This is a genomic window from Streptomyces sp. NPDC048420, assembly GCF_040651535.1.
In the GTDB taxonomy this organism is placed as follows: domain Bacteria; phylum Actinomycetota; class Actinomycetes; order Streptomycetales; family Streptomycetaceae; genus Streptomyces.
Genome location: NZ_JBEZKG010000012.1, coordinates 189,646 through 207,731, shown reverse-complemented (window position 1 = coordinate 207,731; position 18,086 = coordinate 189,646). Strand labels below are relative to the sequence as shown.

Here is an 18,086-nt window from a genome sequence, read left to right as displayed (position 1 = left end):
ATCGAGCGTGACGTTCACGGGGACCGGGATCTCGACGGTGGCTCCCCAAGGGTAGGACGGGGCGTGCCGGTACTGACCGTCCTTCGGCTCGCTGTAGACCGTGATCGTGGTGTTGTCACGGTCGACGAGGAGGTAGACGGGGAGGTGTCCTCGCTTCTTCTCGCTTCAGGGACATCGCAGCCCGGATCCCGTCCGCGCGGGCGTGGATTTCGAGGGCGGGCAGGAGTGCGCTGGGGCGTGTGGGGGCGTGTTCGCCCCGGCAGCCGTTGCACACGCCCCCTGGCAGGGCCTCCGGGCGGCCGGGTACTCCGCACTCGGCGCACTCTAGAATCCGGCGAGGTGGGCTCGGCTCCGGCTCCGGCTCCGGCCCCGGCTCCGGTGGGAGTTTGCTGATCAGGCGCGAGCGGACGAGTGCGGCCGGGTGGTGGACGGGGGCGGGGAGACCTTCGGTCAGGGCGCGCAGTACGGCCTCGCCAGTCGCCCCGCGTGCGAACCAGTCCGTCAGGAGCGGGGCAAGAGCGACGCACTCGGCGGCGGAGAGAGACAGCACGGGAGCCGTGCGGCCGAGAGCGGCGAGGAGGATGTGGGCGCGGGAACGGGTCGGGCGGCGGGACGGGGACTCCTCCGGGACGTCACCCCGCGTGAAGGCGGCCCACCAGTCGTCATCTCGTGCGGTACGGGAGAACCACGATCGGGTGATCCAGCGGGTACTGCCGGACTCGGAGTCCAGCCGCTCCCGCCCCCGGCGCAAGTGGCCTGCCTGTTGGAGGCGGTTGAGGGCGGTGCCAAGTGCGCATTGGCCGTACGGCAGCGTCTTGGCCAGCGTCTTTACGGAGATGTCGGCGCCGTCGGGGAGCCGGTCGAGGTACGCGGCGATGGCGGCTTCGCGAGGTGGGAGGTGGGCGAAGTCGTGCGCGGTGCGGGGGTGTTGGTCGGGGGCGCTGCGTTTTCCGTATCCCGGGTTCGCCATGGGGTGCGGGGATGCGTGCGCGGGCAGGAAGGTGCCACTAAGCTTGGCTCCAGCCATGGGATCGGGCCTTCGATCTCGTAGGTCAAGCCCCCGCAGGTGTTGGTAGCACCTGGCGGGGGCTGTTCGTTATGCGGGCACGCTAGACGATTGTGACGCTACGTGGCAAGCCGGTCGCGTCGAGTCAACTCGCGGGGAGGGTGGGCGGGTTGAGGCCCTCCACCCATTCCTTGAAAAGAGGGCTCGGAGCTGGGGGCTTGAGCTTCGGGACCGGGTCAGCCCATGCTCTTGGCGCCGTCCAGGGACTCGCGGATGATGTCGGCGTGACCCGCGTGCTGGGCGGTCTCGGCGGCGATGTGCAGCAGCACCCTGCGGGCCGACCATCGACCCCCGGGCTCGTTCCACGGCGCCTCGGGGAGCGGATGGGCGGCGTTCAAGTCGGGCAGGGCCATGACGAGTTCGTCGGTGCGGCGGGCCATCTCGTCGTAGTCGGCCAGCACACCGGCCAGCGTCTCGCCGGGCTGCATCCGGAACTCGTCGGCCCGCCGGGCGAAGTCGGCCTCGGCCATGGCGGTGAAGTCGGGCATGGCGGAGGGGCCGTTGAGAATGAAGTCCGCCCAGTGCCGCTCCACCGACGTGACGTGTTTGATGAGGCCGCCCAGACACAGCTCGCTGGCGGTGGTCCGCTGTCCGGCCTGCTCGTCGGTGAGGTCGCGGGTGGTGAAGCGCAGGAAGCGCCGGCTGTGGGCCAGCGCCTCCAGCAGGTCGGTGCGCTCGTCGGTGGTGAGGGTGTGCGTGGTGTCGGTCATGGGGCCACGCTAGGAGCCGTATAGGTCAGATCCTGACCTCTATGACCGCCTCGACGAAAGCTGACCATGCCTGCGGCCGGAGCATGAGCTTCGGGCCTTGGGGGGTCTTGGAGTCGCGGACGGGGACGCGGGTCGGGTGGCCCACGGCCACTTCGAGGCAGTTGCCGCCGCCGCCCCCGCTGTAGGTCGACTTGCGCCAGATCTCAGGGTTGTTCCTCATGGACGTAATCCTGCGCCAACGACTCGATCAGGGCCAGGGACTTCTCCCGCGAGAGCGCGGAGGCCACGAGGAGGTCGAACGTGAACCGCAGTTGGACGACCGTGGCGGGGTCGTCCTCCAGTCGGCCGATGCGCACTCCCTCGTAGTAGGCCAGTGGGGGCGCGTCCTCGAACTCCATCAGTTTCAGGGCGCCTTCCATCGCGGAGTGGGCTCCCGCGCTGAAGGGCAGCACCTGCACGATCGCGCGGCTCCGGCGGGCCAGCTCGGCGATGTGACGCAGGGCCTCCGCCATCACCGCCCGGCCACCGGTCTCCCGGCGCAGCGCCGCCTCGTCGAGAACCACCCACAACACCGGCTTTGTTGGATGGTCGAGGAGTCGGATCCGCTCCATCCGGCCCTCCACCCACACGTCGATGGTTTTCTCCGGGACCGTGGGGTCGTAGGCGCGGTTCACGGCCCGTGCGTACGCGGGAGTCTGGAGCAGGCCGGGGATGAGGAGAGGTGCGTACTCTCTGATCGCCGTCGCTTGGGCCTCCGACTCCGCCGCCTCCGCGAAGTGCTCGGGGTACTTGGACTTCGCTGCCGCCGCGCAGTTGCGCTGGAAGAACCCGTCCGTCCCGAGCACCTCGTCCAGCAGTCGCGCGACATCCGGCTGCATCCTCCGCGTGCCCGCCTCCAGCTGCCCCACGAACGACCCGCTCACGAACAGCCGTTGCCCCAGTTCCTCCTGGCTGAGTCCCGCCTTCTCCCGCGCGTGCCGCAGCTCCGCGCCCAGCAGTGCCCTCGGTGACGACGACGGGTCGAGGTCCTTCGGTCCCGGCATGTGCGACTCCCCATCCACCAGGTGAGGTTGTTGGGCTGGTCCGTATGGCCAGGTTAGAGCCATAACGGACACGCTGTGTTGTGAATCACCAACCCAGCGTGCCGATGGAGGAAGCGTGCGGTCCACCGAAGAAGTCCTGGAGTCCCTGCGGGAGGCTCTCGTCGGCGTGGGCGTCGTACTGCCGTCCCTCGCCGTAGACCCCCTCACCGGCGCCGGTGACGAACCCTTCCCGCTGGTCGACCTGGGCCGCTGCAACGTACGCACGGCCGAGCGGCTGGCGTCCGTGCTGCGCGGGGTGTGGCCGCCGGTCGGGGCGTACGTCGTGGACGTACGGGACGGGCGGGTGGGGGAGGTGATGGGGCACCTGGGCGGGAGAGTGCAGCTCAGGCCCCTCGGCGGCGGGCGGGAGTGGGACTGTCCGCCGGAGTCCACCGGGCCCGCGCCGCAGGGCGAGGTGCTGCGGGCGAGGGTGCGGAAGGTCAACAGGGAGGGGCGGATGCCCTGCTGAAATGAACCCATGCCTCTCCTGGACGCCCTCGCCCGCTTCAACGACGCCCACCCCTGGTCCCACAACACCCACTACCACCCCTGGCTCATGCGCCGGTTGCCGCCCCGCTTCGACCGCGCCCTCGACGTCGGCTGCGGTGCCGGAGATCTCGTGCGGCTGTTGGCGACCCGGGCGACACATGTGTACGGCATCGACAGTGACGAGCGGATCATCGGTAAGGCAAGGGAGTTGACCGGTCCCGGCCTCCCCGTCACCCTCTCCGTCGCGGACGGGTTGTCGTACGACGAAGGTGCCCCCTACGACGTCATCACCTGTGTCGCCGTGCTCCACCACCTACCCCTGACCGAGACGCTCACCCGGTTCCGGGACCGGCTCGCCTCCGGCGGAACCCTGGTGATCGTCGGTGTCGCCCAGGAGGACACCCGGCTCCAGCAGTTGCTCGGGCTCGTCTCCGTGCCGCTCAACCTGATCAACGGCTGGGTCAAGAACCGGGGGCGGAGGGTGGCCGAGACGCCCGTCGCGATGACCGCCGTGACCCGGAACCCGGACGTCCCCTACACCGAGATCCTCCGCGAGGCCCGCCGGGTCCTCCCCGGTGCCCGGCTGAGGCGTCGGCTGTTCTGGCGCTACACCCTCGTCTGGAAAAAAGTGCGTGGTGATGTCGATTCGGTCAGCCTCTGAACGACGTACAGGTGAGGAACGACATTTACACGAGAGGTGAAAGCCATGCCCAAGGTGCGCGTACACAACGTCACGATCTCCCTCGACGGCTTCATGGCCGGCCCGAACCAGCGGCTGGACGCCCCGTTCGGTGACGGTGTCGGCTGGGGCGACGAGCTGCACAGCTGGTTCATGTCCGCGTCGGAGGACGCGGCCGCGGGGAAGACCGGCGTCGACGTCGACTACTTCGTCCGCGGTGACCAGAACATCGGCGCCACGATCATGGGCCGGAACATGTTCGGACCGCAGCGCGGGCCGTGGCAGGACGAGTCCTGGCAGGGCTGGTGGGGCGACAACCCGCCCTACCACCACGACGTCTTCGTCCACACCCACCATTTGCGCCCGGCGCTGGAGATGGCCGGCGGGACCACTTTCCACTTCACCGACGAGCAGCCGGAGGCGGTGCTCCGGCGTGCGTTCGACGCGGCGGACGGCAAGGACGTCCGGATCGGCGGCGGGGCGGCGGTCATCCGGCAGTATCTGCGTGCCGGCCTCATCGACGAGCTCCACCTGGTGATCGCGCCGATGCTCATCGGACGCGGCGAGCGGCTCCTCGAAGACCTGGGCGAGGGGATCGACGGCTACCGGGTGTCGGAGTTGGTCGGCTCCCCGAACGTCACTCACGCGATGCTGGTCCGCCGCTGACCGTCGGGCGCTCCGGGCGCCCGACGACCCCGGCGACCACCGTTCGGCCTGCCCGGAATGCAAAGATCGCGTGAATTTGGTGAGGATGCGTCCATGACCATCCGCACACGCACGCTCACGCGGCCGACCGCACCCGCGGCCCCGCCCATACCGGTCAGGACCGGCGGCATGATCCGGTTCCGTTCGCTGCGCGCCGTCGGCATCGCCCTGGCCGCCGCCACCGCCGTACTGAGCACCACGGCCCCGACCGCGCAAGCGCAAGCAGAAGCGCCATAGGCACAGGCACAGAAACAGGCACAGGCACAGAAACAGGCACAGAAACAGGCACAGGCACAGAAACAGGCACAGGCGCAGACTCGCCCCACCGCCGTCTGGCCCACCGCCAAGCGCACCGAGAAGGTCTCGAAGACCAAGCCGGTCAGCGGCAACCAGAACTTCGACCTCACCCGCTTCGTCGGCACCGGCGCCCTCGGCGGCGGCGGTCAGGGCGAGGGCCAGGACCCGATCCTGGAGCTGGCCGAAGGTGCCACGATCTCCAACGTGATCATCGGTTCACCGGCCGCCGACGGCATCCACTGCCGGGGCACCTGCACGCTCAAGAACGTGTGGTGGGAGGACGTCGGCGAGGACGCGGCCACCTACGCGTACTCGGTGAGCGTGAGCTAGCCGCTCTCCGTCACCCCGTGGCCGACAGCGCCGCCCGCAGATGGCCGCCCGTCTCCTCCAGGAGGCGGGCGGCCGTCGGGCCGTCCACGTCGGCCAGGATCGTCAGGATCGCGTTCTTCACCTCGCCGTCGGTGGCGGCCAGGGCGCGCTCGACCTCCTCGTCGTCGGCGCCGGTGGCGAGCGCGACGATCCGGCGGGAGCGGGCCCGCAGCTTCTCGTTCGAGGCGCGCACGTCGACCATCAGGTTCCCGTACGTCTTGCCCAGCCGGATCATCGTGATCGTCGACAGCATGTTGAGCACCAGCTTCTGCGCGGTGCCGGCCTTGAGGCGGGTCGAGCCGGTGAGCAGCTCCGGGCCCACGACGACCTCGATGCCGTGATCGGCGGCGGCCGCCAGCGCACTGCCCGCGTTGCAGGACAGGCCGACGGTCAACGCCCCCCGCGCGCGGGCGTGTTCCACGGCTCCCACGGCATAGGGGGTACGACCGGACGCGGACACCCCGACCACCGTGTCCAGGGACGTCACCGCGAGCTCGTCCAGGTCGGCCCGCGCCAGCTCCGCGGAGTCCTCGGCGCCTTCGACGGAGGTGACCAGCGCCTCCCGGCCACCCGCGATCAGGCCCACGACCCGCGCCGGGTCCGTGTTGAAGGTCGGCGGGCACTCGGAGGCGTCCAGCACGCCCAGCCGTCCGGCGGTACCGGCCCCGGCGTAGATCAGTCGGCCGCCGCGGGCCATGCGCTCGGCGACGGCGTCGATGGCCGCGGCGATCTGCGGCAGCTGCCGGGACACGGCCGTGGGCACGGAGGCGTCCTCGCCGTTCATCAGCCGGGCGATGTCGAGGGTGGGCAACCGATCGATGTCGGCGAGCTCGGGTCGGAAGGCCTCGGTGGTCAGCGACTCCAACTGGGCTTGCAGATCGCGGGGGTTGGAGGTGGAGGTCATGGCGGAACGGCTCTTTCTTCTGACTGGCGTCTACCGGGAACTGAGGTCGCTACCGACGGTGCCGGTGCGCGAGGGCTTCATAGGACGCGGCCAGCGCCGGCGCCGCCGTCTCGTACGTCCGCTGCGCCACCCCCACGAACAGACAGTCCACCACCAGCAACTGACTCGTCCGGGACGACATCGCCGCAGGCCGCAGCTCACTCTCCCGGGCGGTGGACGTCGTCAGCACATGGTCGGCGTACTGCGCCACCGCCCCGCCCGGCCGACCGGTGATCGCCACGGTCGTGGCGCCGTGCTCGAAGGCGACCCGCAGCGGCTCGATGACATCCCCGGTCGACCCCGAGTGGGTGATCGCGATGGCGACATCCCCCGCCCGCAGCTGCACCGCGTTCGTCACGGCGAGGTGCGGATCGCTGTGCGCCTGCGCTATCAGTCCTATCCGCAGCAGCTTCTGCGTGAGGTCCTGGGCGACGAGACCGGACGCCCCCACGCCGTACACGTCGATCCGGCGGGCCGAGGCCGTCGCGCCGACCGCCGCCCCCAGCTGCACGGTGTCCAGGCCGGCCGCCGTGTCCGCGAGGGTCTGCTGCTCGTCGTAGGCGAGCTTGGCGACCACGTCCGCGATCGGATCGTCCACCGCGATGTCCGTGGTGATCGCGGGCGCCCGCCCGGACTGCTGCTGCGCGGCGAGCCCGGCGAGGGCGAGGCGCAGGTCGCGGTAGCCGGGATACCCCAGCAGCCGGGCCGTACGGACGACGGTCGCCTCACTGGTCCCGGTCAGCTCCGCGAGGCCCGTGACGGTGAGGGCCGCGCATCCCGCGGGGTCGTTCGCCACGGCCTCGGCGACCCGCTGCATGGAACGCGTCATCGACGGACCCAGCGTGCGCACCTTCGACGCGAGCGCGCTGCCGAAAATTTCCTTCACTTCCTGGGGCACACATGAAAGATATTTTTGGCGCAGGCCCGTGGTCAAGAGCGCGCACAATGGCTGCATGGAGTCGATCGGTCCACTTGAGCAGACCCTGCACACGGCCCGCGCCCTCGTGCTCGCCGACCTGGCCGCGGCCGAGGTCGCGGCGGCGGACGTGGTGTCGATGGTCGAGGACTCCGTCGTACAGCGGCGCTGGTGGGTGGAGCAGTGGCCCGAGGGTGCGGACTTCGTGGCGGGCCTGGTCGCGCAGGACGTCCAGGACGCCCTTCTGGAGCGTTACGGCCGCTGGCCTCTCTGCCCGGTCTGCGGCTCCGGCGACCCGCACGCCCTGGAGGTCGAACCGGAGCTCGGCCCCGACCCGCACTGGGTGTGCCACCAGGCGGGCGTGAAGGTCGCGGCGGTCGGCTCGCTGGGAACCGCGACGGGCGGGACCCCCTCCTCGTGACCGTCTACATCGACCCACCGACCTGGCCGGGGCACGGCCGTATGTGGTCCCACCTCATCAGCGACGTCTCGTTCGACGAACTCCACGTGTTCGCGGATGAGTTGGGCGTCCCCAGGCGGGCCTTCGAGCGCGACCACTACGACATTCCCTCGCACCGGTACACCGATGTGGTGGCCGCCGGTGCGGTGGAGGTGAGCAGCCGGGACGTGGTGCGACTGCTCACGGGGGCGGGGTTGCGGCGACCGAAGGGGCGGGCGGTTCCTCCGGGGTTGGGGTGAACCAGGTTTCGGCTTCGTGGCGGATGTTCGGCGCGGCGGTGTTCCTCGCACCATTCGTGCGGGGCTCGTTGACCGCAACTAGATACTGAGTGTAGATACTGAGGTATGACTGTTCCTCTGGTGCTCCTCGGGCTCCTTGAACGGGAGTCGAGCCACGGCTATGACCTCAAGCGCGACTACGACACCTTTTTCGGCCGGGGCAAACCGCTGCCCGCCGGGCAGGTCTACTCGACCCTGGGGCGCCTCGCCCGTGACGGGAAGGTCGAGGTCGGCGAGACCGGGCCCGGGTCGGGGCCGGACCGCAAGCGCTACGTGATCACCGAGCTCGGGGTCACGCAGGTCGAGACCTGGCTGACCGAGCCGGTCGCGGGTGAACCGCACCTGCAGACGGTGCTGTTCACCAAGGTCGTACTGGCGGTGCTGCTGGAGCGAGACCCCCGCACGTACCTCGACATCCAGCGCGCCGCCCACATGGAGCGGATGCGGGAGCTGACCGAACTGCGCCGGACCGGCAGCACGGTCGACTCGCTGCTCGCCGACCACGGCGTGTTCCACCTGGAGGCCGATCTGCGGTGGATGGACCAGACCGTGGCGCGGCTCGCCGCCCTGACGGCGGAGGTGCGCTCATGAGTTCGGACGACGGCTTCCTCATGGAAGCGCGGAACGCCGTCCTGTCGTTCGGGCAGACGCCCGCGCTGCAGGGGGCGAACCTCTGCGCCCGTGCCGGCGAGATCCTCGCTGTCACCGGTCCGAGCGGCTCCGGCAAGTCCACGCTGCTGCACTGCCTGGCCGGGATCCTCGTCCCAGACTCCGGCGAGATCTGGTTCGACGGCCGCCGCATCGACACTCTGGGCGAGCCCGAGCGCAGCGCGCTGCGCCGGGATCACTTCGGCTTCGTCTTCCAGTTCGGTCAGCTCGTCCCCGAACTGACCGCCGAGGAGAATGTCGCCCTGCCACTGCTGCTGGCCAAGTCCCGCAGGGCGAGCGCGCTGGCCGAGGCCCGATCGTGGTTCGGACGGCTCGGTCTGGACGGTCTCGAGGGGCGCCGGTCGGGCGAGCTCTCCGGCGGACAGGCGCAGCGTGTCGCCCTGGCCCGCGCCTTGGTCGCCCGGCCCACGGTGCTGTTCGCCGACGAGCCGACCGGGTCGCTCGATTCGCTCACCGGCGAGCATGTGATGGATCTGCTGGTCGCCTCCGCACGGGAGGAGGGCACCACCGTCGTCCTCGTCACCCACGAGCCGCGGGTGGCAGCGTTCGCGAAGCGTGAAGTCATCGTCCGCGACGGCAAGGTCACGCCGCTCTTCGTCGAACGGCTCACCTCGTGATCCGCCTCGGCCTGCGCCTCACCCTGAGCGGCGGCAGGGAGGCCGCCGCCCGCCTCGCCGTCATCGTGGCCGCCGTCGCCCTCGGCGTCGGCCTGTTGCTGAGCATCCTGGCGGCCATCAACGCCACCGCCACCCAGAACAGCCGCAACGCCTGGCTCAACACCGGCTCTGGCACGGCGACATCGAGCCAGTCGGCAGCGAAGGCAGACACCGACCCGCTGTGGTGGCTGCTCAGGGCGGACCACTTCGACGGCGAGATCATCGGCCGTGTCGACGTCGCCGCCACCGGCCCGAACTCCCCGGTTCCACCGGGCCTTTCACGCCTCCCCGGACCGGGCGAGTTCTACGCCTCACCAGCCCTCAGCAAGCTCCTCCACGCCACCCCGGCCGCCGAACTCGCCGACCGCTACCCCGGCCGCCAGGTCGGCACGGTCGGCAAGGCGGCACTGCCGGGCCCCGACTCCCTGCTCATCGTCATCGGCCACCGTCCCGACCAGCTCGCGAAACAGCACGACGCCACCCAGGTCACCTCGATCACCACCGCGACGCCCAGCAGCTGCAACGGCACCAACTGCGCTGTCAGGGTGGGCATCGACAGCAGGGGCATCAAGCTCATCCTCTCCGTGGTGGGCACCGCCCTGATCTTCCCGATACTCATTCTCATCGGCACGGCCACCCGGCTGGCGGCCGCCCGCCGTGAGCAGCGCTTCGCCGCGATGCGCCTGGTCGGCGCCACACCGCGGCAGATCTCGATGCTCTCGGCCGTCGAGTCGACGGTCGCCGCGGTCATCGGTACGGCCGTCGGCTTCGGCCTCTTCTACCTCTTCCGTGCGCAACTGGCGGCGGTCAACCTCACGAGTACGCCGTACTTCGCCGACGACCTCACGCTCCGGACCGGCGACATCCTGCTTGTCTGCGTCGCGGTTCCGGTGGGGGCCGCCATCGCGGCCCGGATCGCCCTGCAGCGCGTGCAGGTCTCCCCGCTCGGGGTCACCCGGCGCGTCACGCCACGCCCGCCGCGGGTCTACCGGCTGATCCCATTGGCCGTCGGAATCGCCGAACTCTCCTACACCATCGGCCGGGTGCCCAGGAGCACCAACGGCCAGATCTGGGTCTTCGTCCCGGGAATCCTGCTGGTCCTGACCGGACTCGTCATCGCCGGCCCCTGGCTGACCATGACCGGAGCCCGCGTCCTGGCCCGGCAGACCGCCCGCCCCGCGCTGCTCATCGCGGGCCGACGGCTCGCGGACGACCCGAAGGCCGGCTTCCGCGCGGTCAGCGGTCTGGTCCTCGCCCTCTGCGTCACGAGCGCAGCCGTCGGGATCATCGGCTCACTCAACGCCGAGCGCAGCATCCCGCAGGCCGGCCGGGCGGTCGCCGGCGCCTTGGACGCCAACTACGTCCAAGGCTTCAATCCCACTACCGGGGGTCGGATCGGCAGTGTGCCCCCGCTCTCGAAGGCTGCGCTCGGCGACCTCAACTCCGTGCCGGGAGTCAAAGGCGTGCTGATGATCCACACGAACCCGCTCGGCACCACGGACCCGGCCTATCGCGGCCCACAAGGCACCGCGACCCCGCCGGTGGCCGGCCTGGCCTCGTGCACGGAGCTTGCGCGGATGCCGGCCCACAGCGCATGCGCCTCCGGAGCCCAAGTGGCGTCGGTCACCCAGAACTACGGCAGCTTCGGCACGTACCACTGGATGCACTGGCCCACGGCATGGCCGGCCGCCGACATCTCCGCCCAGCGCCTGGCCCGCCTCCCCGTGCAGGAGATCGTCGTGGCCACCAACGGTTCGACGTCGGCGATCGAACGCGCGCGCACCATCCTCGCGAACACGTATCCCGACCAGGACGTCCCATGGACCGTCCGCGAAGACCACGCCCAAAGCGGCGCACAGCTCGCCGGATACCAGCAACTGGCCAACGTGGTCATCCTGGTCACCTTCCCCATCGCCGGCTGCAGCCTGGCGGTGAGCGTGGCCGGGGGCCTGCGCGACCGCAAACGCCCCTTCAGCCTGCTGCGGTTGACCGGAACACAGCTCGGGGTGCTGCGGCGGGTGGTGCTTCTGGAGAGCGCGGTCCCGCTCCTGGTGGTTGCCGTGGTGGCGATCGGGATGGGCTTCCTTGCTGCCCAGCTGTTCGTACAGGCACAGTTCAGCTACTCGATCCGGGCGCCGGAGATCCAGTACTACGTGATCGTGCTCGCCGGGCTTGTCGCTTCGCTGGCGGTGATCGCGTCCACAATGCCGCTGCTCAGGCGCATCACGGGACCCGAAACGGCACGCAACGAGTAAGAAGAGCTGGTCATGGCCGGGCGGGCAGGACGTACAGCCGCAGCCCCGGCTCCGCCTCTCCGTACGCCTGCTCCTCCTCCACGGTCGCGCGCGCGAACCCGGCGCGGGCGATCACGCGTTGGGAGGGGGCGTTGTCGGGTTCGATGGTGGCGCAGAGGCTGCGGACGTCGTCGCGGGCCAGGGCCCAGTCCGACAGGGCGCGCAGAGCCTCCGTGGCGTAGCCCTGGCCGCGGGCGCTCTCGGCGAGGTCGTAGCCGACCTCCGCGCGGCCGTCCTCGTCGGGTGCGCCGTGGAAGCCCATGCCGCCGATCGCGCGGCCGTCCTCCCGTCGTACGAGGACGAAGAGGCCGAACTCGGGGCGGTGGACGCCCGCTTCGTAGGCCTTGATCGTCATCCCCGCGGCCTCGCGGGTGCCGTCGAAGGGGCCGTCGGCGACCCAGTCGAAGCCGCCGGTGCCGCCCGTGGCGAGGTCGGCGGCGGCCGCGGGGGTGACGCCCTGCAGGGTGAGGCGTTCGGTGGGCAGGACGAGGTTGTTGCTCCAGCGCCACCGCGTGCGCGGGGCGCGGCCGGGCAGCTCGCCGCGGCCGGTGGCCCACAGGAGGGTGCGCCAGGCGTCCGGGCCCGGCTGGACCTCGGGGAAGATCCGGGTCAGGACGTGTTCGGGGAGGTGGGCGGGGGGCTCGTACGCCAGGCCCAGGCCCTCCGCGATGTCGTACGTGTGCAGCAGGACCTCGGCGATGCCCATCGCGGCGAAGCCCTCACGGTTCGCGCTGCGGAAGGGGTAGGGGTGGAAGGCGCGGACCTCGCGCGGGGTGGTGCGGAGCGTGGCGGCGAACAGCGCGCCGCCCGTCTCGATCACCTGGAGGGCGCCCTCGGCGTCGGTGCCGTCTTCGAGATGGATCTCGAAGGGGATGTACGTCTCCTGCGCCCGGCCCGCCAACTGGCCCGCGTACGCGATGAGGTCGCTCGCGATGTGCTCGGCCGTCTCCAGGCAGTTCCAGTCCACCCGGCCTGCCCGCACCGCGCCCCAGTCCCGGTCCACCCCCGTCCGCAGCGTCGCCACCGCGTGCGCGACGGCCTCCGTCACCCGCTCCGCGCCCACGTGCCCGCCCGTGTCTGTCATGCGGGCAGGCTAAGCCGCCGGGCGCCTCAGAGCGACAGCATTTCCAGCTCCGACGCGAGGTTGTAGCGTGCCGTCGCCTCCCATTCACGTGCTCCGTACGGCGTCCTGAACAGACGGGGCAGGGCGAGCAGTTGCCGCAGGATCGCGGACCGGCCCTCGCGGAAGGCGTCGGACGGGACGAAGCCGTACTCCTCGCGTACGGCGGCCGTGTAGGCGGCGTACGCGGAGGGCGGGGCGGCGAGGATCGCGAGGTCGGCGTCGCACAGGACCTGGCCGTTGCGGTCGTCGTCGGCGGGGTCGTGGGTGACGGTGAGGCGGACCAGGCGGGCGACCTCGGCCGTCCCGTCGTCCGGGACCCCGGCTTCGGGGAGGGCGCGTTCGGCGAGCCGGGCGGAGCGGTCCTCGTTCTCCGAGCGCTCGGGGAGGTAGACGGCGTCGTGGAACCAGGCCGCGAGACGCACCAGGTCCGGGTCGGCCGCGTACTCCTCCAGTACGTCGACGTGGTCGAGCACCGCCGTGAGGTGCGTGAGCGTGTGGTAGTGCCGCTGCGGCTCCTGCCAGCGGTCGAGGAGACGGTCGGCGTACGGCGCCGGATCGGGACCGCCCGCCCCGGACCGGGCGCTCTCCAGGGCGCGGGCGAAACGGACGCGGAGATCGTCGAGCTGATCGGCCATGGCGTCATTGTCCCCCCGGGCCACCCCTGGCAGGTTGATCCCATGACTGCTGACGCCGTACGAGACCCCGCACTGCCCGGCCGCCTCCTGACCACCGAACGCGACGCGCTCATCCCCCTCCTGCGCTCCCGCCCGGACGCCGACTTCGCGCTGCCGACCGCCGCGTGTCCGGGGTGGAGCGTGCGGGACGTGCTCGCGCACTGTTCGTCCGCGCTGATCCGGGTGGTGGAGCGTCGGTTGGAGAAGGGCGTGTTCTCCCCCGAGGCGAACGACCGGGACATCGCCGAGCGCGCGGAGTGGACCAACCAGCAGGTCGTCGACGAGCTGGAGCGCGGGATGACGGAGGCGGGCCCGGCGATCGCCCGGACGAGCGGGGTGCTGGATCTCATCGCGCTGGGGGAGTGGGTGCACGCGGGAGATGTGCGGGAGGTGTTCGGCGAGCCGGGGGCCTACGAAGGCGCCGGCCTCCCCGACGCGCTCGCTCTCCTCACCCGCACCACCCGGGAACGCGGCCACCTCCCTCTCCACGCCGACCTCGACGACCTGGACGAACCGCTCCGCCTGGGCGACACAGCCGGTGACCGCACCCCGGCGCGGTTCATCGGGGACGCGGCGACTCTCGTACGGCTGTACTCGGGGCGGTCGGTCGAGGGGCGGACGTACGAGCTCGCCGGGGCGGAGGCGAAGGAGCTGAACATCTTCGGCTGAGACGCGCTGGTGAAGGGGCCCGTGTACCGGCGTATTCTTGAAGTGGACTAGACCTTTAGCCGCCCGGGAACGTCGACGAATGGGGTCCCATGAAGCAGCGTGCAGTCCTGGAGGTGATCGCCCTCGACGTCGAGGACGCCCTCGCCGCCCAGGCCGGAGGCGCGGACCGGCTGGAACTGGTGACCGACATGGCGGCGGACGGTCTGACGCCGACGGTCGCGACGGTCGCCGGGATCCGGGAGGCTGTGGACATCCCGGTGCGGGTGATGCTGCGGTTGTCGGAGGGGTTCGAGGCGGGGGACGTCTCGCGGGTGGTCCAGGTCGCCCGGGAGATGCGGTCCGCCGGCGCTGAGGAGTTCGTCCTCGGCTTCCTGGACGCTTCCGGCGAGGTGGATCTGGCTGCCGTGGAGCGGGTCGTGGAGGTGCTGGACGGGTGCCGCTGGACCTTCCACCGGGCGATCGACCACGCGGCGGACCGAGACGCGCTGCGCAAGCAGTTGGACGGCCTTCCGGGGCTGGACACCTACCTCACGGCGGGATCCGCGGCGGGCGTCGACGAAGGGCTGGCCGTGCTGCTCGCGGAGGCGTCGAGGACGGGGGAGCCGGGGTACGAGCAGCGACTTCTGGTGGGTGGAGGGCTGAGGCTGGACCACGTGCCGGGGCTCCGGGCGGCGGGGGTCGACGCGTTCCACATCGGGGGAGCGGCGAGAGCGGCGGGCTGGGGGATGCCGGTGTCGACGGAGGCGGTCCGCAACTGGCGCCAGGCTTTGGACGAGGGGTGAGTGGACTCCCCCCAGGGGCGCGGGACTGTATCAATCTGCGGCTCCGCCGCGTGGGCGCGACCAGCCCCCACGCGCCCGCACCCTGCAACCACCAGGACCCGGCACCCCCTATCCCTTCAGCGGCCTCAGACACAGGGTCGTGTCGCCCTTCTCGCTGTACTCCAGGTCTGCGAGGTAATCCCCGGAGGGACACGTGGCGTCAACGGGCGCGTTGACGCGGAACTGCGCGTCGGAGGACCCGCAGTCCACGGTCTCGAGATCCTCGTCGGTCCAGGTGCCGTCGTTGCGGACGCACGAGCCGACCGTCAGTTTCTCCTGGCCACCCAGCCCGCCCGGGCCGGCCACCAGCCCGATGACCAGGAGGGCCGTGAACGCGAACACCGCCAGGCCCAGCAGGCCCACCGGGATCAGCGCGAGGATCCCGGCGGGCCGCTTGAACACCGGTTTGCCGGGATCCAGCGGGGGCCGGAAGCCCGGGGTGACCGGCTCGGGGATGCGTCGGATGCCGGACAGCGCGCTGAGGTTGGTCAGCAGGGTGAAGGGCGTGATCAGCACCGACAGCGGCCCCCACCAGCCCAGCACCATCGTGTCCGCCTGCATGTCCCGGAAACTCGCCAGCGCACAGGTGCGGCAGAACACACCCTCCCGCTTCAGGAAACGCATGATCACCAGCATTCCCTGGTGGCCACGGATCGTTGCCGGGGCGGCGGGGGACGCTCCACAGATCTGACAGCCGGCCGGCACCCCGCCGCCGTACTGCTGTGGCCAGGGGGCGGGTGCCGGCGTTTGCTGGTACGGCCCCGAAGGTTGGTGGTACGGGCCCGGGGACGGCGGATACGCGGGGTGCGAGGGTGGCGGCGTGCTCAACGGGGGCCCTTTCAGGGGGACATGGCGGAACGGATCAGCACCCTACTCGGCGAGCTGCGCCGGCAGCGGCGCCGAGTGCGTCACGATCAGCCCGGACACCGCCCGGGTCAGTGCCACGTACAGCCGCCGCAGTCCCGTGCGTTCGTCCGGCTCGCCGTCCACCACGGCCCGCGGCTCGTCCAGGACGACGTAGTCGTACTCCAGACCCTTGGCGAGGGACGCCGGGACCAGGGTGAGGCGGGCCTCGGCCGTCGTCTCCTCACCCGGGGCGAGATACGGGATCCCCGCCGCCGTCAGCGCCTCCGCGAGGGCCGGCACGCGCGCGTCCGCCGCGATCAGACCCGTGGAGCCCTCGTGGCGCAGCAACTCCTCGCACGCGGCGACCACTTCGGCCGTGCCGGAGGTCTCGCGGAGGTCGAAGAAACCCGGGTTCTCACGGACCGACGCGACCGGGGTGAGGCCCGGCGCGATGTGCGGGAGGAGACGGGAGGCGTACGTGATGACGTCCGTCGGTACGCGGAAACCCGCCGTCAGCTCCTCGATCACCCCGTCCGACTTGCCGAGGTGGGCCAGCGCCTCGTCCCAACTCCGCGTCGCCCAGGGCGTGGTGCCCTGCGCGAGGTCGCCGAGGACGGTCGCCGAACCGGTCGAGCAGCGCCGCCCCACCGCGCGGTACTGCATGGGGGACAGGTCCTGCGCCTCGTCGAGGACCACATGCCCGAGAGAGTGCGTGCGCTCCACGATGTCCGCCGTCTCGTCGACCAGCACCGCGTCCGCCGCGGACCACTTGGCCGACTTCACCGACCGCACCGGCTTCGCCCACAGGATCGTCTTCTGCTCGTCCTCGTCGAGGATCCCTTCCGCGTGTACGGCGAGGAAGTCCGCGTCCGTGAGCAGGCGGAGGACGAGTTTCGCCGGGTCGACGGGCGGCCAGATCTGCTTGACCGCCGCCTTCACCGCGGAGTTGCGGGCCACCGCGTCCTGCACCCGGTCGTCAGGGGCCTCCCCGGACCGCTCCATCTGCACCAGCACGGCGTGCGCGATCCGCTGTGGGAGGGCCTCGCGGGCGGCGCCGTAACGGATACCCCGGTCGAGCAACTCCCTGACGATCTCCTCGATCTCGTACGCCGGGATGCGCCACCGGCGTGACCCGCGCACCACCATCACCGGCTCGGTGGGCATGCTCACGTGGGAGTAGACGGCCCGCCTCAGCACCTCCGCCATCCTCGCGTCTCCCTTGAGGACGGCGGCGGGCGCGTCATCGGTGCCACGCACCTCCAGGCCCGCAGCCACCAGGTCGTCGACGGTCGCCTGCTTCACCGTCAACTCGCCCAGCGCGGGCAGCACTTGCTCGATGTAGTGCAGGAAGGACCGGTTCGGTCCGATGACGAGGGTGCCGGTGCGGGCGAGCCGCTCGCGATGGGCGTAGAGGAGGTACGCGACCCGGTGCAGGCCGACGGCGGTCTTTCCGGTGCCGGGACCTCCCTGCACGCAGACCGTGCCGCCGAGACCGGACCGTACGATCTCGTCCTGCTCGGGCTGGATGGTCGCCACGATGTCGCGCATCGGGCCGACGCGCGGGCGCTCGATCTCCTGCTGGAGCAGCTTGCTGGTGGCCGCGGCCTCTGCCGGGTCGGAGAGGTGTTCGTCCTCGTAGGCGGTGATGTCACCGCGGGTGTAGCCGAAGCGGCGGCGCAGCCCGACGTCCATCGGGTCCTTCTTGGACGCCCGGTAGAACGGCTGCGAGACCGGCGCCCGCCAGTCGATCACCATCGGGTCGCCGTCGTGGTCGTGGACGTGCCGGCGCCCGATGTAGAAGCGCTCGCCCTCGGCGCCTTCCGCCTGGTCGGCGCCGGGGGAGTGCAGGTAGTCGAGGCGGCCGAAGAACAACGGGGTGTCGCTGAGGTCGGCCAGCGCCTTGATCCGCTCGCCGATCTGACGGGCCAGAACCTCGGCGTTGACCCAGTTCGCGGTGACGTCCTTGATGTCCAGCGACTCCACGTCCTCGCGCATGGCCCGCAGGGCGGCTCGGGAACCGGCGAGGTGGGAGCGTTCGCGGGCGAGGGGGTCGTCGTCGGTGGGCGCGGGCAGGGCAGACAAGGGGGTGCCTCCGAAGGTGCTGCGGGGTGGGCGGCCGCCGGGTGGGTGGCGGCGAGGTGCCGACCGGTTTCCGTCCGGTCGGCGGCGCTCCGGGAGGGAGGCGGGCAAGAGCGGAGATTTTAGAGGAGGCGGCCGGCAGGCCGCCAACTGTTTTTCGGTCCCCTAGGGGACCGACCCTCAGGCCGCCGGGGGAGGCTCCACCCACAGGGTGTACTCAGGTAGCACAGGGAAAGGGGACCTGGGGCCGATGCCCTCTTT

Annotated in this window: 21 protein-coding genes and 1 pseudogene; 12 read left to right on the top strand and 10 right to left on the bottom strand. The window is 71.0% G+C overall.

The window, feature by feature from the left end; genetic code table 11:
* Window positions 1-115 precede the first annotated feature (115 nt).
* From AB0D34_RS23940 to AB0D34_RS23925, 4 genes are all read right to left on the bottom strand, one after another.
* Complete coding sequence (locus AB0D34_RS23940; RefSeq protein WP_362664833.1) at window positions 116-970, bottom strand: hypothetical protein; 855 nt, start codon at window positions 968-970, stop codon at window positions 116-118.
* 272 nt (window positions 971-1,242) lie between these two features.
* Window positions 1,243-1,776 (bottom strand): DinB family protein, encoded by a 534-nt coding sequence (locus AB0D34_RS23935; RefSeq protein WP_362664531.1) that lies wholly within the window; start codon window positions 1,774-1,776, stop codon window positions 1,243-1,245.
* A gap of 25 nt (window positions 1,777-1,801) precedes the next feature.
* Window positions 1,802-1,996: a DUF397 domain-containing protein gene (locus AB0D34_RS23930; protein WP_362664529.1), complete on the bottom strand. Its 195-nt coding sequence runs from the start codon at window positions 1,994-1,996 to the stop codon at window positions 1,802-1,804.
* Entirely contained in the window at window positions 1,980-2,819 is an 840-nt protein-coding gene (locus AB0D34_RS23925) for a helix-turn-helix transcriptional regulator (RefSeq protein ID WP_362664527.1), read from the bottom strand. Before AB0D34_RS23925 ends, AB0D34_RS23930 begins: the two co-directional genes overlap by 17 nt.
* A gap of 115 nt (window positions 2,820-2,934) precedes the next feature.
* Between AB0D34_RS23925 and AB0D34_RS23920 the strand changes: the two genes are divergently transcribed.
* From AB0D34_RS23920 to AB0D34_RS23900, 5 genes and pseudogenes are all read left to right on the top strand, one after another.
* Window positions 2,935-3,327, top strand: a complete 393-nt coding sequence (locus AB0D34_RS23920; RefSeq protein ID WP_362664525.1) for a hypothetical protein — start codon at window positions 2,935-2,937, stop codon at window positions 3,325-3,327.
* A gap of 9 nt (window positions 3,328-3,336) precedes the next feature.
* On the top strand, window positions 3,337-4,008 hold the full coding sequence (locus tag AB0D34_RS23915; protein WP_362664523.1) for a class I SAM-dependent methyltransferase: 672 nt from the start codon (window positions 3,337-3,339) through the stop codon (window positions 4,006-4,008).
* A 45-nt stretch (window positions 4,009-4,053) separates the two neighbouring features.
* Window positions 4,054-4,692, top strand: coding sequence for a dihydrofolate reductase family protein (locus tag AB0D34_RS23910; RefSeq protein WP_362664521.1), 639 nt, complete (start codon window positions 4,054-4,056; stop codon window positions 4,690-4,692).
* A 93-nt stretch (window positions 4,693-4,785) separates the two neighbouring features.
* Window positions 4,786-4,968, top strand: a complete 183-nt coding sequence (locus AB0D34_RS23905) for a hypothetical protein (protein WP_362664519.1) — start codon at window positions 4,786-4,788, stop codon at window positions 4,966-4,968.
* Between the two features lie 90 nt (window positions 4,969-5,058).
* Window positions 5,059-5,334 (top strand): annotated as a pseudogene (locus tag AB0D34_RS23900) (pectate lyase); the annotation flags it as partial.
* A gap of 34 nt (window positions 5,335-5,368) precedes the next feature.
* Here the strand turns inward: AB0D34_RS23900 and murQ are convergent.
* Together murQ and AB0D34_RS23890 are read right to left on the bottom strand one after the other, a co-directional pair.
* Window positions 5,369-6,301, bottom strand: coding sequence for an N-acetylmuramic acid 6-phosphate etherase (gene murQ, locus AB0D34_RS23895; protein ID WP_362664517.1), 933 nt, complete (start codon window positions 6,299-6,301; stop codon window positions 5,369-5,371).
* Window positions 6,302-6,350: 49 nt separating this feature from the next.
* A complete protein-coding gene (locus AB0D34_RS23890) occupies window positions 6,351-7,226 on the bottom strand; it encodes a MurR/RpiR family transcriptional regulator (protein WP_362664831.1) in 876 nt (291 codons plus the stop codon).
* Between the two features lie 67 nt (window positions 7,227-7,293).
* Here AB0D34_RS23890 and AB0D34_RS23885 point away from each other — a divergent pair, with 67 nt between their 5' ends.
* The 5 genes from AB0D34_RS23885 to AB0D34_RS23865 all read left to right on the top strand — a co-directional run bounded on the left by AB0D34_RS23885 (window position 7,294) and on the right by AB0D34_RS23865 (window position 11,574).
* Window positions 7,294-7,677, top strand: coding sequence for a hypothetical protein (locus AB0D34_RS23885; protein WP_362664515.1), 384 nt, complete (start codon window positions 7,294-7,296; stop codon window positions 7,675-7,677).
* Entirely contained in the window at window positions 7,674-7,955 is a 282-nt protein-coding gene (locus AB0D34_RS23880; RefSeq protein WP_362664513.1) for a DUF4031 domain-containing protein, read from the top strand. The genes AB0D34_RS23885 and AB0D34_RS23880 overlap by 4 nt, the downstream gene beginning before the upstream one ends.
* Window positions 7,956-8,060: 105 nt before the next feature.
* Window positions 8,061-8,585 carry a PadR family transcriptional regulator gene (locus tag AB0D34_RS23875; RefSeq protein WP_362664511.1) on the top strand — a complete coding sequence of 175 codons (525 nt, stop codon included), beginning with the start codon at window positions 8,061-8,063 and terminating at the stop codon, window positions 8,583-8,585.
* Window positions 8,582-9,280, top strand: a complete 699-nt coding sequence (locus AB0D34_RS23870) for an ABC transporter ATP-binding protein (RefSeq protein WP_362664509.1) — start codon at window positions 8,582-8,584, stop codon at window positions 9,278-9,280. Before AB0D34_RS23875 ends, AB0D34_RS23870 begins: the two co-directional genes overlap by 4 nt.
* A complete protein-coding gene (locus AB0D34_RS23865) occupies window positions 9,277-11,574 on the top strand; it encodes an FtsX-like permease family protein (protein ID WP_362664507.1) in 2,298 nt (765 codons plus the stop codon). Before AB0D34_RS23870 ends, AB0D34_RS23865 begins: the two co-directional genes overlap by 4 nt.
* A gap of 10 nt (window positions 11,575-11,584) precedes the next feature.
* Here AB0D34_RS23865 and AB0D34_RS23860 read toward each other — a convergent pair whose 3' ends face one another.
* Window positions 11,585-12,697: a GNAT family N-acetyltransferase gene (locus AB0D34_RS23860; RefSeq protein WP_362664505.1), complete on the bottom strand. Its 1,113-nt coding sequence runs from the start codon at window positions 12,695-12,697 to the stop codon at window positions 11,585-11,587.
* Window positions 12,698-12,723: 26 nt separating this feature from the next.
* Window positions 12,724-13,371 (bottom strand): hypothetical protein, encoded by a 648-nt coding sequence (locus tag AB0D34_RS23855; protein WP_362664503.1) that lies wholly within the window; start codon window positions 13,369-13,371, stop codon window positions 12,724-12,726.
* 42 nt (window positions 13,372-13,413) lie between these two features.
* On the opposite strand from AB0D34_RS23855, the gene AB0D34_RS23850 reads away from it, so the two are divergent.
* A complete protein-coding gene (locus AB0D34_RS23850) occupies window positions 13,414-14,079 on the top strand; it encodes a maleylpyruvate isomerase family mycothiol-dependent enzyme (protein WP_362664501.1) in 666 nt (221 codons plus the stop codon).
* Between the two features lie 89 nt (window positions 14,080-14,168).
* Window positions 14,169-14,861: a copper homeostasis protein CutC gene (locus AB0D34_RS23845; protein ID WP_362664499.1), complete on the top strand. Its 693-nt coding sequence runs from the start codon at window positions 14,169-14,171 to the stop codon at window positions 14,859-14,861.
* A gap of 108 nt (window positions 14,862-14,969) precedes the next feature.
* Here AB0D34_RS23845 and AB0D34_RS23840 read toward each other — a convergent pair whose 3' ends face one another.
* Together AB0D34_RS23840 and AB0D34_RS23835 are read right to left on the bottom strand one after the other, a co-directional pair.
* The gene (locus AB0D34_RS23840; RefSeq protein WP_362664497.1) at window positions 14,970-15,524 is read right to left on the bottom strand and encodes a hypothetical protein; all 555 of its coding nucleotides are present in this window, start codon (window positions 15,522-15,524) and stop codon (window positions 14,970-14,972) included.
* 246 nt (window positions 15,525-15,770) lie between these two features.
* Complete coding sequence (locus tag AB0D34_RS23835) at window positions 15,771-17,741, bottom strand: UvrD-helicase domain-containing protein (RefSeq protein ID WP_362664829.1); 1,971 nt, start codon at window positions 17,739-17,741, stop codon at window positions 15,771-15,773.
* Window positions 17,742-18,086: the final 345 nt, after the last annotated feature.

Bases quoted from the DNA above. Each gene is read 5' to 3' on its own strand.
- AB0D34_RS23940 (WP_362664833.1), bottom strand. From the start codon at position 970: ATGGCGAACCCGGGATACGGAAAACGCAGCGCCCCCGACCAACACCCC.
- AB0D34_RS23935 (WP_362664531.1), bottom strand. From the start codon at position 1,776: ATGACCGACACCACGCACACCCTCACCACCGACGAGCGCACCGACCTG.
- AB0D34_RS23930 (WP_362664529.1), bottom strand. From the start codon at position 1,996: ATGAGGAACAACCCTGAGATCTGGCGCAAGTCGACCTACAGCGGGGGC.
- AB0D34_RS23925 (WP_362664527.1), bottom strand. From the start codon at position 2,819: ATGCCGGGACCGAAGGACCTCGACCCGTCGTCGTCACCGAGGGCACTG.
- AB0D34_RS23915 (WP_362664523.1), top strand. From the start codon at position 3,337: ATGCCTCTCCTGGACGCCCTCGCCCGCTTCAACGACGCCCACCCCTGG.
- AB0D34_RS23910 (WP_362664521.1), top strand. From the start codon at position 4,054: ATGCCCAAGGTGCGCGTACACAACGTCACGATCTCCCTCGACGGCTTC.
- AB0D34_RS23905 (WP_362664519.1), top strand. From the start codon at position 4,786: ATGACCATCCGCACACGCACGCTCACGCGGCCGACCGCACCCGCGGCC.
- murQ (WP_362664517.1), bottom strand. From the start codon at position 6,301: ATGACCTCCACCTCCAACCCCCGCGATCTGCAAGCCCAGTTGGAGTCG.
- AB0D34_RS23885 (WP_362664515.1), top strand. From the start codon at position 7,294: ATGGAGTCGATCGGTCCACTTGAGCAGACCCTGCACACGGCCCGCGCC.
- AB0D34_RS23875 (WP_362664511.1), top strand. From the start codon at position 8,061: ATGACTGTTCCTCTGGTGCTCCTCGGGCTCCTTGAACGGGAGTCGAGC.
- AB0D34_RS23870 (WP_362664509.1), top strand. From the start codon at position 8,582: ATGAGTTCGGACGACGGCTTCCTCATGGAAGCGCGGAACGCCGTCCTG.
- AB0D34_RS23860 (WP_362664505.1), bottom strand. From the start codon at position 12,697: ATGACAGACACGGGCGGGCACGTGGGCGCGGAGCGGGTGACGGAGGCC.
- AB0D34_RS23855 (WP_362664503.1), bottom strand. From the start codon at position 13,371: ATGGCCGATCAGCTCGACGATCTCCGCGTCCGTTTCGCCCGCGCCCTG.
- AB0D34_RS23850 (WP_362664501.1), top strand. From the start codon at position 13,414: ATGACTGCTGACGCCGTACGAGACCCCGCACTGCCCGGCCGCCTCCTG.
- AB0D34_RS23845 (WP_362664499.1), top strand. From the start codon at position 14,169: ATGAAGCAGCGTGCAGTCCTGGAGGTGATCGCCCTCGACGTCGAGGAC.
- AB0D34_RS23840 (WP_362664497.1), bottom strand. From the start codon at position 15,524: ATGCGTTTCCTGAAGCGGGAGGGTGTGTTCTGCCGCACCTGTGCGCTG.
- AB0D34_RS23835 (WP_362664829.1), bottom strand. From the start codon at position 17,741: ATGCGCGAGGACGTGGAGTCGCTGGACATCAAGGACGTCACCGCGAAC.